We start from the raw sequence: 14496 nt of genomic DNA on the forward strand, positions 1-14496 counted from the left end.
TGTCTCGAACGATTCCGTTTGAAGGGACAAGATCATGTTGCGTACAAAGGAAATTCTGACGGCTGTTGGTGCCCTCGGCTGTGCGATTGGCATTGGCTTTGTCATGCAGGGCTCCGAAACAGAGAAGGCGTTTTACGGCTCGAAAAAGGGTGAAGCTGTGACAGATATGCCTGTACTCGAAGGCGCGACATCATTGCTGGATGTTCAGGAAATCAAGCTTACCTCTGCTGAATTCGATACGGGAATCAACCTGCCTGAACCGGAAACCGAAGTGATCAAGGCGTCAACGGCACCAGAAGCCTTGCCAGCACCTGAGATTCCCAGGATATCTGAAACAACGGTTTCCCCTTCCTGCGAGATTACAGCCTCTGCCCGTCCTGTTGCGGCTGCAATGGTTGACCTGCGCATGACGGCACCCTGTCTGCCTAACGAACGTGTGACCGTTCATCACAACGGAATGATCTTTACCGAAACGACCTCATCCGAAGGCACGGTTTCTCTTCGCGTCCCTGCATTGGCGGAGGAAGCGGTGTTTATCCTCGCTTTCACCAATGGCGAAGGTGCGGTGGCGCAAACAACTGTTGAAGAACTGTCAGATTACGACAGGTCGGTTCTGCAGTGGAAAGGCAACACTGGCTTTCAAATCCACGCGCGGGAATTCGGCGCGAATTATGGAAGCGAAGGGCATTTCTGGGAGGGTGCGCCAGGGGATGTTGCAGATGCAGTGTCCGGCAAAAATGGTGTGTTGACGCGACATGGTGACATGCTGGCTGCGGAACCGCTTCTTGCAGAAGTGTACAGTTTTCCAAAGACTTACACCACCCATACGGGCACGATTGCCCTTAGTGTGGAAACCGAAGTGACTCAAGCTAACTGCGGTATCGAGATAGAGGCGCAATCACTGGAAGTTCAGGCAGACGGCAGTATAAAAACCCGGAACCTGACGTTGCCAGTGCCGGATTGTGATGCGATGGGCAGCTTTCTTGTGTTGAATAATTTGCTCCAAGACCTGAAGGTCGCTGGCAGATAAACCAGCCCCTGAGGTCACATGATCACCCTGAAACGTACGGCGGCCCTCGCCGTACTTTTTCTATTCTCAGCCATTTCCGTGATGGCCCAAGATGTCACGCTTTCCTCGCGTGATGGCAAGGTTGAGCTAAGCGGCACACTGCTTGGTTTCGACGGCGAGTTTTATCGCTTGTCGACCGATTACGGCGAAATGACAGTGGACGGGTCTGGTGTTTCATGCACCGGTCCGGGTTGCCCAAATCTTCAGGACTATGTGGCCGAGATCGAGATGTCGGGGTCTGCCTCGATGGGGGCTGTGCTGATGCCCGCACTTGTCAACGCCTACGCCCAGCGCAATGGGTATGCTGTTGATCGTGTCGATCTGGATCCCACCCGATTTATCCTGACTCTGACGCGCTCTGACAGCGGCAAACTGGCCGCAAGATTTGGGTTTCGCGCCAGTAATACAGACGAAGGTTTTGCCGATCTGCTTGCCGATGAAGCGGACATTGTCATGGCCCTACGTGAAATCCGCAGGGAAGAGCGCAAATTGGCGCGTGAAGCGGGTATGGGGGATCTGACGGGGGCCAACCGCAGCCGTGTCCTGGCCTTGGATGCCGTGGTTCCCATCGTCGCACCGGGAAATCCTGTGCGCAGTATTTCTCCACAGGTGTTGGCCAAGGTTTTTGCAGGTGAAATCACCAATTGGCTGGCACTCGGAGGGCCGGATGCGCCAATAGAACTACATTTACCAGATGTCGCCAGTGGCTTGTCCCAGGCCATTGAGGATCAGGTGATGGTACCCGCCAAATTGGGTGTTTCACCCCAGGCGGTGCGGCATGGCCTGCCCTTAGGGATTGCGGACGCCGTGTCTCGCGATACCCTATCAATCGGTTTGACCAGCTATGCAGCACGGCGGGACACGCGGGTGCTGACCTTGGGCGGCACCTGTGGTTTTGCGCTGGATGCGGCAAGACGTACGATCAAGACAGAGGATTATCCGCTGACAGCACCGATGTTCCTGTATTTTCCCGCACGTCGGTTGCCTTTGATCGCCCGAGAGTTCCTTGCATTTACACGCGGTCCTACGGCGCAAAATGTTATTCGCCGTGCCGGTTTCGTCGATCAAACACCCGAAGAAATTCCGATTGATGCCCAGGGGAATCGGATGGCAAATGCGATCACCGTGGCGGGTCCGGAAATTCCGCTCGAAGAGCTTCAGCGCATGATTGCTACCTTGTCGCCGATGGCGCGGTTAACGACTTCTTTCCGGTTCGAGACAGGGTCAATCCGGCTGGATGCCCAGTCGCGTTCCAACGTTCAACAGCTTGCCCGCGCCTTGGAACAGGGGCGATATGATGCGCGACAGTTATTGTTCGTAGGGTTTAGCGATGGTCAGGGTGCGGCGACATCGAACCGGGATATTGCGCTGCGCCGGGCAGAGGCCGTATTGCGCGCAGTGAGCGACGCGGCCGTCACTGCAAACCTTGAACGAGTGGCTTTGGGTGTTGATGCCTTTGGAGAAGCGATGCCGATGGCCTGTGATGATACAAGTTGGGGTCGTCAAGTGAACCGGCGGGTCGAGGTTTGGGTGCGCTAAGGCCGTCAGATATAGCCCTCAGAGCGAAAACTCAGTTCATTCGATTTCCCGATGATCAAATGATCATGCAATGTGATGCCCAATGCCTCACAGGCGCGGGCAATCTGTTCTGTCATATCAATATCCGAGGTTGAGGGTGTCGGATCCCCCGAAGGATGGTTGTGTACAAGTATCAGCGCCGAGGCATTTAGTTCGAGCGCTCTTTTAGCAACTTCACGGGGATAAACAGGCACATGATCAACGGTTCCTTGTCCCTGTGCTTCATCCGCGATCAACACATTCTTACGATCCAGAAACAGCACGCGAAACTGTTCGGTTTCACGGTGTGCCATTTTGGTATGGCAATAATTCAACAGATCACCCCAGTTTGACACAACCTGCCGCTGCATCACCTTGGCACGGGCAAGCCGTTGTGCTGATGCCTCGATAATCTTGAGTTCAACGATAACAGCGTCGCCGACACCGGACACATTGCGCAAACGCGCTTCTGGGGCTGAAATCACACGGTTGAAATCGCCAAAGCGTTCCATCAGCGCGTTGGCAATGGGTTTCACATCCCGTCGCGGGATCGCACGAAATAGAATGAGCTCCAGCAATTCGTAATCGGGCATGGCATCAGCGCCGCCTGCCATGAATCGGGCACGCAGACGTTTGCGATGATCCTTGATATAGGAAGGCTGTGCGACGGCAATTGGCCGGATATTGTCCAATGTATCCAGGACAAAAGGCAGGGCTTGCTCGGCAAAATGGGTCATATCTGCAGGTTGCGCAGATTCGGTTAGGATTCAGTTAAATCCGGAGGAGTCGGCGGGGACACCCACCCCATCAGGCGGGTGTCCTTTGTTACTTGAAGACTGGCCTAACCCTTCATCGAATCCCAGAACGACTTGACGTTTGAGAAAAAGCTGCTGCTCTCCGGGTTATTTTCGGAAGAAAGATCTTCAAACTCCTTGAGCAGCTCTTTTTGCCGTGAAGTCAGGTTCACCGGTGTTTCGACGGCGAGTTCGATGATCATGTCGCCGACGCCGCCTCCGCGTAACGGGGGCATACCCTTGCCGCGCAGACGCATCTGGCGACCGGATTGGCTGCCGCTTGGGATCTGCACACGCCCGCGACCACCATCAATCGTCGGAACTTCGATATTGCCGCCCAAAGCGGCGGTGCTCATCGATACAGGAACGCGACAGAACAGGTTTGGTCCGTCGCGGTCGAACAGTTCATGTTCGGCCACTTCGATAAAGATGTAGAGATCACCCGCTGGGCCGCCCCGCATTCCCGCTTCACCTTCGCCAGACAGACGGATGCGTGTCCCAGTCTCGACGCCAGCTGGAATGTTTACGCTGAGCGTGCGCTCTTTCTTTGTGCGGCCCGCACCACGACAGGTTTTACAGGGGTTTTTGACGATCTGACCCATGCCCGAACAGGTTGGGCAGGTTCGTTCAACAGTAAAGAAACCCTGTTGAGCCCGCACTTTTCCCATGCCGGAACAGGTAGGGCAAGTTGTCGGTTCTGCACCGCCCTCTGCACCAGAGCCGGAACAGTCATCACATTGTACGGATGTAGGAACACTGATCGATTTCTGCATTCCTGCAAAAGCATCTTCGAGTGTGATGCTCAGGTTAAATCGCAGGTCTGCGCCACGTGCCGCACGGCGTCCACCGCCGCCACCGCCGCGCTGACCCATAAAGTCGCCAAAAAGATCATCAAAAACGTCGGAGAAGGCAGAGCCGAAATCGCCGTGGCCACCACCGCCCATGCCGCCGCCCGGTCTACCGCCGCCGCCGCCCATGCCGCCTTCAAATGCCGCATGCCCATAACGGTCATAAGCAGCTTTTTTATCGGGTGCCTTTAGGACGTCATAGGCCTCATTAGCCTCTTTAAATTGTGCTTCTGCGTTGGGATTGTCGGCATTGCGATCTGGGTGCAATTCTTTTGCTTTGGTACGGAAACCTTTTTTGATCTCATCCGCTGACGCGCCCTTGGCGACGCCAAGCACTTCGTAATAGTCACGTTTTGCCATGGATCATATCCTTTTGCTGGAACGTGAAGGGCCGGCCCGTCAGTATCGGACCGGCCCTGTCATCGGTTCACAGGCGCCAAATTAGGACGCGCGCTTGTCGTCGTCGCCAAGATCTTCAAAATCGGCATCGACGATGTCGTCGTCAATCGGTCCGCCCGCTTCGTCCGCAGCAGCAGCCATATCGTCTTCGCCGGCCTCAGCTGAAGCTTTATAAATCGCTTCGCCCAGTTTCATTGCCGCTTCAGTGACGTTCTGGATGCCGGCTTTGATCTTGCCCGCGTCTTCTGTTTCCAGTTCGTCCTTGAGCGCGGCAATAGCCAGTTCGATCGCTTCAACCGTTGTTGGATCAACCTTGTCAGAATGTTCTTCCAGAGATTTTTCAGTCGAATGGATCAGGCTCTCTGCCTGGTTCTTGGCATCCACCAGCTCACGACGTTCCTTGTCCGCTTCGGCGTTCTCTTCGGCGTCCTTGACCATTTTTTCGATGTCATCATCCGAAAGACCACCGGAGGCCTGGATCGTGATCTTCTGCTCTTTGCCGGTGCCTTTATCAAGGGCACCCACGGCAACGATACCGTTGGCATCGATGTCAAAGGTCACTTCGATCTGCGGCATGCCGCGTGGGGCAGGCGGAATGTTCTCGAGGTTGAAGGCACCGAGGATCTTGTTGTCGGATGCCATCTCGCGCTCGCCCTGAAATACGCGGATCGTAACAGCGTTCTGGTTGTCTTCGGCTGTTGAGAAGACCTGTGACTTTTTCGTCGGGATCGTTGTGTTACGATCGATCAGACGCGTGAAAACACCGCCGAGGGTTTCGATGCCCAGAGACAATGGTGTAACGTCCAGCAGAACAACGTCCTTTACGTCGCCTTGCAGAACACCGGCCTGGATCGCGGCACCAAGGGCCACAACCTCGTCCGGGTTCACACCCTTATGAGGTTCTTTCCCAAAGAACTTGCTCACTTCTTCGACAACCCGCGGCATACGGGTCATACCACCGACCAGAACAACTTCGTCAATGTCAGAAGCGGAGATGCCTGCATCCTTCAAGGCGTCTTTACAAGGCTTCAAAGAGGCCTTGATCAGATCGCCAACAAGGCTTTCCAACTTGGCGCGGGTCAGTTTCATGACCATGTGCAGCGGGGAGCCGTCTTTGCCCATAGAGATGAACGGCTGGTTGATTTCTGTCTGATTTGCACTGGACAGTTCGATCTTGGCCTTTTCTGCAGCTTCTTTCAGCCGCTGCAACGCCATCTTGTCCTTGGTCAGATCAACGCCGTTGGTCTTTTTGAACTCTTCTGCCAGATAGTTCACGATGCGCATGTCAAAGTCTTCACCGCCGAGGAAGGTATCGCCGTTGGTGGATTTTACTTCAAACAGGCCGTCGTCGATCTCAAGGATGGTGACGTCGAACGTACCGCCGCCAAGGTCATAGACCGCGATGGTTTGAGTGTTCTCTTTGTCGAGTCCATAGGCCAGCGCAGCGGCAGTCGGTTCGTTGATGATACGCAGCACTTCAAGACCGGCAATCTTGCCCGCGTCTTTGGTTGCCTGACGCTGTGCGTCGTTGAAATATGCAGGAACGGTGATGACCGCTTGCGTGACTTCTTCGCCGAGGTAGGATTCGGCAGTTTCCTTCATCTTGCCCAGAATGAATGCAGAGATTTGCGAAGGTGAATATTTTTCGCCACGTGCCTCAACCCAAGCATCGCCGTTGCCGCCGTCGATGACATTGAAGGGGAGGTTCTTTTTGTCTTTGGCCAGATCTGCGTCGTCATTCCGGCGACCAACCAGACGCTTTACACCAAAGATGGTGTTGTCCGGGTTTGTCACCGCTTGGCGTTTGGCAGGCTGCCCTACCAGGCGTTCATCATCCGTAAAGGCGACGATCGAAGGCGTCGTCCGTGCACCTTCGGCGTTTTCGATTACGCGTGGTTTGCTGCCGTCCATGATGGCGATACAGCTGTTGGTCGTTCCAAGGTCAATACCGATAACTTTTGACATAGTTTTTGATCCCTTATCTAACTCAAGGCGATTGCTCGAAGCTCAGGCCCGTTGTGGCACCTCTGCCCCGATCTGATGACACTGAAAGCAGGAGGCCCTCAGCGGTTCGATGGGTATATAAGGAGCAGTGTTCGGGCTCGCAACCACCGCAAGGAGGGAGAAATGCTGAATCTGCACGGAAATTTCCAAATTCGACTAAAAACTGGTGAAAAATGAATCGTCTCACGCTGCGTGGATTTGAAATTTACAAGGGATTGCTGGATGTAACGGGGCAGCAGGCAATCGTGGCTGCGGTACGGGAGGTTGTCAAATCTGCGCCTCTGTTTCGGCCCGAAACGCCAAATGGCAGTTCCATGTCTGTGCGTATGACCGCTGCTGGCGCCTATGGCTGGTTTTCAGACAGGGCCGGTTATCGGTATGTGCCAACGCACCCAGGCGGACAGAGATGGCCTGCGATCCCTCGTGAAATCCTCGATGTCTGGGACCGGACAACAGCGTTGAGCCGGCAACCGGAATGCTGTCTTATCAACTATTATGCGCCAGACGCCAAAATGGGGATGCATCAGGACAAGGACGAAGCAGATTTTCAATGGCCAGTTGTCTCGGTTTCGCTGGGTGATGATGCGTTGTTCCGCATTGGCAATACCACGCGAGGCGGCAAGACAGAATCTCTTTGGTTGCAGTCTGGCGATGTTGTTGTGATGGGGGGAGCGGCGCGCCTGACCTATCATGGCGTCGACCGGATCAAACCAAACACTTCGACTTTGCTGCCCAAGGGTGGGCGGATCAACCTGACCCTTCGGATCGTTGAATGACAGGCTGCATTCGCCAATCGATTTTTTGAAGCCTCACGGGCACAAGGTTTGACCCCAAAACCAGAGAGACCATTCGAATATTTGCAAAAGCAATGACGAGAAATGACCTAACGCCGCGCGTTCCAGCTTAGTGAGGCGTGCTTGCGGGTGTAAAATTCGCCCATCAATCCGATCATCAACAGGACAACGCCGACCCAAAACGCATATTCCCAATTCGAATTGCGCGGATTGTAGTTTATAAATGCGTAGCCTCTTGCCTGATCAATGCAATGAAACAGTGGGTTCCAGTCGAACATCTTTAGCATGAACGTCGGCAGCGTGTTTGCCACAAACATTTTGCCCGAAGCGATCATATTTGCCCGCTGGTAAAGTTGGGATGCGATGCCGACAAAGCCGGGGAACCAGGGTTTGATCGCCAGGAACACAAGACCGATTGCGCAACCGCTGAACCAAGACAAAATGAGCATGCCAAAAGCATGGAATGGCTGGTCAATTTCGAAAGGAGTCCAGGCAACGTGATAGGCGAACAGAACGATAAACAGCGACAAAAGCTGAATATAAAGAGCGCCCAATGCGCCCGAGAGGATCGCGATGATGGTGTTCATCGGTGCATGTTGCATCATCGGGCTGGCCGGGCCTTCCGCAGCCATGATCGCACCGATCGATTTGATGTGGGTCAGGTAAAGGAAAATACCTGACATGATGTAAATCAGGAAATCACCACGCAATGCGGCACCACGCATGCCCAGAACAGTGAACATCAAATAGAAAACCGCGACAAACATGACGACCTGAAGAATGTTCATGGCAATTGCCATAAAGGCATTATTGTGTTGTTTGCGCACGCTGCGAACGATGGAATGATACACCAGTTCAGCAATTGAAAGGGCCGATGCAATACCGCCCTTTGGTTTTCGTTTGGATTGAAACATCACTGCGCCCTTTGACAAAGCCTACCGTCGCACGGAATTCTTGCTGTTCCGTTACCCTGACACCATAAGAGGACAGAAAGCCCGGATCAACAAAAGCATAAAGGTATGTGGTGTATGGATTACGAAAAATTAGTGAGTGTGATGCGCAAGCTATCATTGGAGGCGGGAGAGAAGATCATGGAGATCTACGACCGCAATGATTTTGACGTGAAATCCAAGTCCGACAACAGCCCCGTGACCGCTGCCGACAAAGCGGCAGATGCGATTATCAGTGCAGGGTTACGCGCTGCATTCAGCGATGTGATGCTGGTTACAGAAGAACAATCAGCTACACACAAGGCCCGGGGCGACACGTTTCTGATTGTTGATCCGCTTGATGGTACCAAGGAGTTCATTCATCGCCGCGGAGATTTTACAGTCAATATTGCACTGGTTGAGAATGGCAAACCGACACACGGGGTTGTCTATGCCCCGGCGAAATCACGAATGTTCTTTACCCAGGCGGATGGGCAATCTGTTGAGGAAACTGGTGCATTTGCCAAGGATGTCGTTGGGGCCGTGACGCCCATATCCGTCTCTAACGCTGATAATTCGGCGCTCATGGTCGTCGCATCCAAGTCGCACCGTGATCAGGCAACTGATGAATACATCGCGAAATATCAGGTGAAAGACATGAAAAGCGCGGGATCGTCGCTCAAGTTTTGTCTGATTGCTACGGGCGAGGCGGACATCTATCCACGCCTGGGACGGACAATGGAATGGGACACCGCGGCGGGCCATGCGGTTTTGCTCGGTGCAGGCGGTGATGTTGTACGTTTTGATGATCATAGGCCGCTGCTCTACGGCAAGGATGATTTTGCGAATCCGTTCTTCATTGCCCATGCCCCAACCGTCGAACTGAAGCCTGCCTGATGTCTGTCTTGATCGCCATCCCCGCCCGCTTTGCCTCGACCCGTTACCCCGGAAAGCCCCTTGCAGAGCTCAAGGGAGCAACGGGTAAATCGCTTTCGTTGATCGAACGTTCCTGGCGTGCTGCATCTGCCGTGAATGGTGTAGACCGTGTGGTCGTGGCGACCGATGATGATCGTATCAAAGAGGCCGCGACAGGTTTCGGGGCCGAAGTTGTCATGACATCAACAGGATGTGCCAATGGGACAGAGCGATGCGCAGAAACGCATGAAAAATTGGGCGGCGGTTTTGACATTGTCGTGAATCTGCAGGGCGATGCGCCCTTGACGCCACATTGGTTTGTCGAAAGCCTTGTGCAGGGTCTGAACGAGGCGCCGGAGGCAGAAATCGCAACCCCGGTGTTGCGTTGTAACGGCGCGACTTTGAATGCATTGCTGGCGGATCGCAAAGGTGACCGCGTTGGTGGAACAACTGCTGTTTTCGCCTCTGACCGTCGTGCATTGTATTTCTCGAAAGAAGTCGTGCCCTTTACACAGAAAATCTATTTAGAGACTGAAATGACCCCGGTGTATCATCATGTCGGGGTTTATGCATATCGCCCGGCTGCGCTCGCGTCTTATCCATCCTGGCCTACCGGGCCACTTGAACAGTTGGAAGGGTTGGAACAATTGCGCTTCATAGAGAATGGCCGTTCGGTTCTTTGCGTTGAAGTCACGGCAAACGGACGGGAATTTTGGGAATTGAACAATCCAGAAGATGTGCCAAAAATAGAGTCTATGATGGCCAAAATGGGTCTGGAATGAATGAACTGTCGGTCAGTGTCGTCGTCGTCAGTCGAAGACGACCTGACGCCTTGAGGCGCTGTTTGACCGGTCTGGCACAGCTTCAATACCCGACATACGAAGTGGTGGTTGTCGCAGATCCCGCGGGTTTGAAATCGGCGGCTGAGCTGCCTTTCTCGTCAGAACTAAAGCTGGTCCCATTTGACAAACCGAACATTTCAGCCGCTCGGAATCTCGGCATTGTTGAAGCGGCAGGTGAAATCGTCGCCTTTATCGACGATGACGCAGTTCCGGAACCGCAATGGCTGCACCATCTCGTGGCCCCTGCACGGCAAAGCGATGCTGCCGCGATGGGCGGATTTGTACGCGGGCGCAACGGAATCTCGTTCCAATGGCAGGCCCGCAGTCTTGACCGTTTTGGCGAGGCACATGAAATAAAACTACAGAACGACAAGCCGGTACTTCTGAACCCGCCAAAGGGTCGGGCAATCAAGACAGAAGGTACTAACATGGCAATTCGTCGCGATGTATTGATTGAAATTCATGGCTTTGATCCGGCATTTCACTATTTTCTGGATGAAACCGACCTGAACATGCGGCTGGCCCAAGCAGGGTATGCAACTGCGATTGTTCCTTTGGCCGAGGTGCATCACGGGTTTGCCGCCAACCGGATGCGTACCTCTGACAGGGTGCCTCGGGATTTGTTTGATATTGGGGCAAGCTGGGCTGTGTTCCAGAGAAAACATGTTGTGGTGTCCGAACGGGCCGCCCAGTGGGGCCGCTTGCGCAGTAATGAACGGCGACGTTTGTTGGGTCACATGGTCTCTGGGGGACTGGAGCCGCGCGCAGTGCGTCAATTGATGCACCGCCTAGATCTGGGGTACGTTGAAGGACAAGAAAGGGAGCAGATTGCAACCAAACTGGCCGTACACCCCGCTGCTCCCTTCAAACGGTTTCCGACAAAGTGGCGAAAATCCACCATGATTGGCACCCATCCATTGAGATTTCAAAAAGACCTGAAAGCAGCTGCAAGCAGGGTGAAAAACGACGAGATTGTCACCCTGATCTGCCTTTCTTTCACCGCTATGTACCATCATATCGCGTTGAACAAAGATGGGGTTTGGGTTCAGCGCGGCGGGCTCTTTGGCAAATCAGACCGGACTGACCCGCTTTTTCGTATGACAACAAGGTCACGGCGTCTTGAAAAGGAACTACGCCGCGTTGCCAGACAGCGCGGTTTCGGCAAAGGTTGAGACAACAAGCTTCGGTCGGGTCCGAAGGTCAAAAGATGGCATAAGCCACGTTAATATTTTGAGGTGCGAGATGCGCAAAAAGGTAACTAAAGCAATTTTTCCCGTTGCAGGGATGGGGACGCGGTTTTTGCCGGCGACCAAATCAGTGCCCAAGGAAATCATGACCCTCGTGGATCGCCCGCTTATTCAGTATGCGATTGACGAGGCACGGGCCGCAGGGATCAAGGAATTCATCTTTGTCACTTCCCGTGGTAAAGGTGCGCTTGAGGACTATTTCGATCTTGCGCCCCAGCTTGAGCAGGAGCTGCGCAAAAAGGGCAAGACAGAACTGCTTGATATTCTAAAATCAACCAATATGGACAGCGGTGCCATCGCCTACATTCGCCAACACAAGGCGCTGGGCCTTGGTCACGCGGTCTGGTGTGCCCGACGTTTGGTTGGAAACGAACCCTTTGCCGTTATCCTGCCGGATGATGTGATCGCTGCGGAAAAACCCTGTTTGCAACAGATGGTAGAGGCCTATCAGGAAACCGGTGGCAATATGGTCGCGGCAATGGAAGTAGCGCCAGAACGGGCCTCTTCTTATGGTGTTCTGGATATTTCCGAAGAGAATGGCCAATTGGTAAAGGTCAAAGGCATGGTTGAAAAACCGCCCGCCGATCAAGCACCCTCAAACCTTGCCGTTATTGGCCGGTACATATTGTCGCCCAGTGTCCTGCAAAACCTGAACAAAATGAAATCAGGGGCCGGTGGCGAAATTCAACTGACAGATGCCATTGCCCTGGATATCGAAAACCACAACAACGTTTATGGCTATCGTTTCCGGGGTCAGCGGTTTGATTGCGGATCGAAATCTGGGTTTCTGCAAGCCACCGTATCTTTCGGACTTGCGCGGGAAGAGTTGCATGATGATCTAAAGGCCTATCTAAAGAGCCTGATGTTAGACGACGCCTGAACGTAGGAACCAGCAAGATGGCACATGTATTGGTGACAGGGGGTGCCGGTTACATCGGATCTCATGCGTGTAAAGCGTTGAAGACCGCCGGTTTAACACCTGTGACTTATGACAGTCTTGTTACTGGATGGCAGGATGCGGTTAAATTTGGTCCGTTTGAACAGGGTGATCTGCTGGATCGGGACCGATTGGATTCCGTATTTGCACAATATGAACCCGTTGCCGTGGTGCATTTCGCTGCCCTCAGTCTGGTTGGTGAATGTATGCAGGATCCTGGATTGTACTGGCGCAATAATGTTGTGGGATCGCTCAACCTGATTGAAGCGGCAGTAGCAGCGCAATGTCTGGATTTTGTCTTTTCCTCGACCTGTGCCACCTATGGCGATCAGGACAATGTTGTTCTGGATGAGGGTAGTTTGCAGATGCCCATCAATGCCTACGGTGCCTCAAAACGTGCAATCGAAGACATGCTGCGTAATTTTGAAACAGCCCATGGTTTACGGCATGTGATCTTTCGCTATTTCAATGTGGCGGGCGCTGATCCGGAAGGCGACGTGGGTGAATTCCACCGCCCGGAGACACATTTGGTACCGTTGATGTTGGATGCGATTGACGGCAAACGCGAGGCGCTGACAATTTTCGGAACCGATTATGATACGCCGGACGGAACCTGCATTCGGGATTATGTTCATGTCTGTGATTTGGTCGATGCACATGTTTTGGGTTTGAAATGGTTGAAAGATGGCAAGCCCAGTCGCGTTTTCAACCTTGGCACCGGCACGGGTTTTTCAGTGCGCGAAGTCCTCGACCAATGCCATTCGGTGACCAACCGTGCGGTGCCTTTTACCGAGGGACCGCGTCGGGCTGGTGATTGTACGAAACTTGTGTCCGGATCGACCCGTGCAGTAACCGAACTGGGATGGAACCCGCAACGTTCTACGATGCAGCAGATGATTACCGACGCTTGGAGATGGCACCAGTCCGGCCATTACGAGGTTTAAGGTGATCACCGCGCGGCTGCTTGATCTGACAAGGAGCTTGCGCCGTACGGGCCGTATGGCGACGGGGGTTGACCGTGTCGAACGTGCCTACCTGGATCATTTTATCAATGAAGAAATACCCGCATTTGGTTTGATGCGCACTGCCCTCGGCTATGTGTTGCTGGATCAAGAGGGGCTGATCGCCTTTCAACAACGGTTGAACGGCGATCTTGAATGGGGACCTGTTGATGCATTGTCACGGTTCTCCAAGGGGCGGGATCAGGCCCTGATGCAGGCGGAATCGGATGTACGCAGGCAAGCATTGGCGCGGTGTTTACCGATGCGGTTGCGCCGGATGTTGCAGCGTCAACTGCCTGCTGGCTTTGCCTATTACAATACTGGCCACAGCAACCTGACGGAACGGGTTTTGAACAGCGTGAAATACGCTTCAGGTACAATTGACGTTCTGATCCATGATGTGATTCCGTTGGAGTACCCTGAATACCAGACCCCCAATACGGTGGACCCGTTTCGGGACAAGATGAAGCGCGTTCAAAGATTGGCGGATCGCGTGATCTATAACTCACAGGATACCCGCTGCCGAACTGAAAACGTGATGCGCAACTGGGGAAAAGTTCCTGCAGGTATTGTTGCGCATTTGGGAACAATTGTGCCTGATGCGGATCCTGCGACTATTCCTTCGGAGATGCAGCCGACTTCACCGTATTTCATCACTGTTGGAACCATCGAGCCGCGCAAGAACCACGTGTTCCTGTTGGATCTCTGGGAGCGATTGGGTCCTGATGCACCTTTGTTGCTGATCTGTGGCAGCCGTGGTTGGAACAACAAGGTCGTATTTGATCGTTTGGACGGGCTGCAAAAGAATGCTCGGGTCAGGGAGATTGCGGGCCTCGACGATGGTGCGCTCGCTGCGCTTGTGCAAGGCAGTGCTGGTTTGTTGTTTCCTAGCCATGCGGAGGGGTTTGGATTGCCGCCGATAGAGGCTTTATTGCTCGGAACGCGTGTTTTATGCAACGATTTGACCGTGTTGAGAGAAATTCTTGGGGAGCAAGCCAATTTTGCCCCTGTTTCTGAACCGGAATTGTGGCTAAAAACGATACAAAGTTGGAAAAACGCGCCGCCGACCGCAAACAAGGACACAAACTTTGTGGGTCCAAATTGGACCGATCATTTCAAGACCGTGTTAAGGTTAAGATGATATTGCACCAACGAGCGGC

Annotated in this window: 13 protein-coding genes; 9 read left to right on the top strand and 4 right to left on the bottom strand. The window is 53.5% G+C overall.

Annotated features, from left to right (window positions below):
- The first annotated feature begins 34 nt into the window (after positions 1–34).
- Together OS190_RS01865 and OS190_RS01870 are read left to right on the top strand one after the other, a co-directional pair.
- On the top strand, positions 35–1030 hold the full coding sequence (locus OS190_RS01865) for a hypothetical protein (protein WP_267156959.1): 996 nt from the start codon (positions 35–37) through the stop codon (positions 1028–1030).
- Positions 1031–1048: 18 nt separating this feature from the next.
- Positions 1049–2608 (top strand): phosphate ABC transporter substrate-binding/OmpA family protein, encoded by a 1560-nt coding sequence (locus OS190_RS01870; RefSeq protein ID WP_267156960.1) that lies wholly within the window; start codon positions 1049–1051, stop codon positions 2606–2608.
- A 5-nt stretch (positions 2609–2613) separates the two neighbouring features.
- Here the strand turns inward: OS190_RS01870 and radC are convergent, their stop codons facing one another.
- The 3 genes from radC to dnaK form a co-directional block, all read right to left on the bottom strand.
- Positions 2614–3363 carry a RadC family protein gene (radC, locus tag OS190_RS01875; RefSeq protein ID WP_267156961.1) on the bottom strand — a complete coding sequence of 250 codons (750 nt, stop codon included), beginning with the start codon at positions 3361–3363 and terminating at the stop codon, positions 2614–2616.
- Between the two features lie 104 nt (positions 3364–3467).
- On the bottom strand, positions 3468–4628 hold the full coding sequence (gene dnaJ, locus OS190_RS01880; RefSeq protein WP_267156962.1) for a molecular chaperone DnaJ: 1161 nt from the start codon (positions 4626–4628) through the stop codon (positions 3468–3470).
- Between the two features lie 81 nt (positions 4629–4709).
- The gene (dnaK, locus tag OS190_RS01885) at positions 4710–6632 is read right to left on the bottom strand and encodes a molecular chaperone DnaK (RefSeq protein ID WP_267156963.1); all 1923 of its coding nucleotides are present in this window, start codon (positions 6630–6632) and stop codon (positions 4710–4712) included.
- A 212-nt stretch (positions 6633–6844) separates the two neighbouring features.
- On the opposite strand from dnaK, the gene OS190_RS01890 reads away from it, so the two are divergent.
- Complete coding sequence (locus OS190_RS01890) at positions 6845–7447, top strand: alpha-ketoglutarate-dependent dioxygenase AlkB family protein (RefSeq protein WP_267156964.1); 603 nt, start codon at positions 6845–6847, stop codon at positions 7445–7447.
- A 107-nt stretch (positions 7448–7554) separates the two neighbouring features.
- Here the strand turns inward: OS190_RS01890 and OS190_RS01895 are convergent, their stop codons facing one another.
- A complete protein-coding gene (locus OS190_RS01895; RefSeq protein ID WP_267156965.1) occupies positions 7555–8379 on the bottom strand; it encodes an ABC transporter permease in 825 nt (274 codons plus the stop codon).
- Between the two features lie 114 nt (positions 8380–8493).
- Here OS190_RS01895 and cysQ point away from each other — a divergent pair, with 114 nt between their 5' ends.
- From cysQ to OS190_RS01925, 6 genes are all read left to right on the top strand, one after another.
- On the top strand, positions 8494–9291 hold the full coding sequence (gene cysQ, locus OS190_RS01900; protein ID WP_267156966.1) for a 3'(2'),5'-bisphosphate nucleotidase CysQ: 798 nt from the start codon (positions 8494–8496) through the stop codon (positions 9289–9291).
- Complete coding sequence (locus OS190_RS01905) at positions 9291–10091, top strand: 3-deoxy-manno-octulosonate cytidylyltransferase family protein (RefSeq protein ID WP_267156967.1); 801 nt, start codon at positions 9291–9293, stop codon at positions 10089–10091. Before cysQ ends, OS190_RS01905 begins: the two co-directional genes overlap by 1 nt.
- Positions 10088–11323 (top strand): glycosyltransferase family 2 protein, encoded by a 1236-nt coding sequence (locus OS190_RS01910; protein WP_267156968.1) that lies wholly within the window; start codon positions 10088–10090, stop codon positions 11321–11323. Before OS190_RS01905 ends, OS190_RS01910 begins: the two co-directional genes overlap by 4 nt.
- Before the next feature lie 70 nt (positions 11324–11393).
- Positions 11394–12278, top strand: coding sequence for a UTP--glucose-1-phosphate uridylyltransferase GalU (gene galU, locus OS190_RS01915; RefSeq protein ID WP_267156969.1), 885 nt, complete (start codon positions 11394–11396; stop codon positions 12276–12278).
- Between the two features lie 17 nt (positions 12279–12295).
- Complete coding sequence (gene galE / locus OS190_RS01920) at positions 12296–13279, top strand: UDP-glucose 4-epimerase GalE (protein ID WP_267156970.1); 984 nt, start codon at positions 12296–12298, stop codon at positions 13277–13279.
- Position 13280: 1 nt separating this feature from the next.
- Positions 13281–14477 (top strand): glycosyltransferase family 4 protein, encoded by a 1197-nt coding sequence (locus OS190_RS01925; protein ID WP_267156971.1) that lies wholly within the window; start codon positions 13281–13283, stop codon positions 14475–14477.
- Positions 14478–14496: the final 19 nt, after the last annotated feature.

This window comes from Sulfitobacter sp. F26204, from assembly GCF_026410305.1.
In the GTDB taxonomy this organism is placed as follows: Bacteria; Pseudomonadota; Alphaproteobacteria; order Rhodobacterales; family Rhodobacteraceae; genus Sulfitobacter.

Coding starts and splice junctions, on each gene's coding strand:
- OS190_RS01865 (WP_267156959.1), top strand. CDS start 35: ATGTTGCGTACAAAGGAAATTCTGACGGCTGTTGGTGCCCTCGGCTGT.
- OS190_RS01870 (WP_267156960.1), top strand. CDS start 1,049: ATGATCACCCTGAAACGTACGGCGGCCCTCGCCGTACTTTTTCTATTC.
- radC (WP_267156961.1), bottom strand. CDS start 3,363: ATGACCCATTTTGCCGAGCAAGCCCTGCCTTTTGTCCTGGATACATTG.
- dnaJ (WP_267156962.1), bottom strand. CDS start 4,628: ATGGCAAAACGTGACTATTACGAAGTGCTTGGCGTCGCCAAGGGCGCG.
- dnaK (WP_267156963.1), bottom strand. CDS start 6,632: ATGTCAAAAGTTATCGGTATTGACCTTGGAACGACCAACAGCTGTATC.
- OS190_RS01890 (WP_267156964.1), top strand. CDS start 6,845: ATGAATCGTCTCACGCTGCGTGGATTTGAAATTTACAAGGGATTGCTG.
- OS190_RS01895 (WP_267156965.1), bottom strand. CDS start 8,379: ATGTTTCAATCCAAACGAAAACCAAAGGGCGGTATTGCATCGGCCCTT.
- cysQ (WP_267156966.1), top strand. CDS start 8,494: ATGGATTACGAAAAATTAGTGAGTGTGATGCGCAAGCTATCATTGGAG.
- OS190_RS01905 (WP_267156967.1), top strand. CDS start 9,291: ATGTCTGTCTTGATCGCCATCCCCGCCCGCTTTGCCTCGACCCGTTAC.
- OS190_RS01910 (WP_267156968.1), top strand. CDS start 10,088: ATGAATGAACTGTCGGTCAGTGTCGTCGTCGTCAGTCGAAGACGACCT.
- galU (WP_267156969.1), top strand. CDS start 11,394: ATGCGCAAAAAGGTAACTAAAGCAATTTTTCCCGTTGCAGGGATGGGG.
- galE (WP_267156970.1), top strand. CDS start 12,296: ATGGCACATGTATTGGTGACAGGGGGTGCCGGTTACATCGGATCTCAT.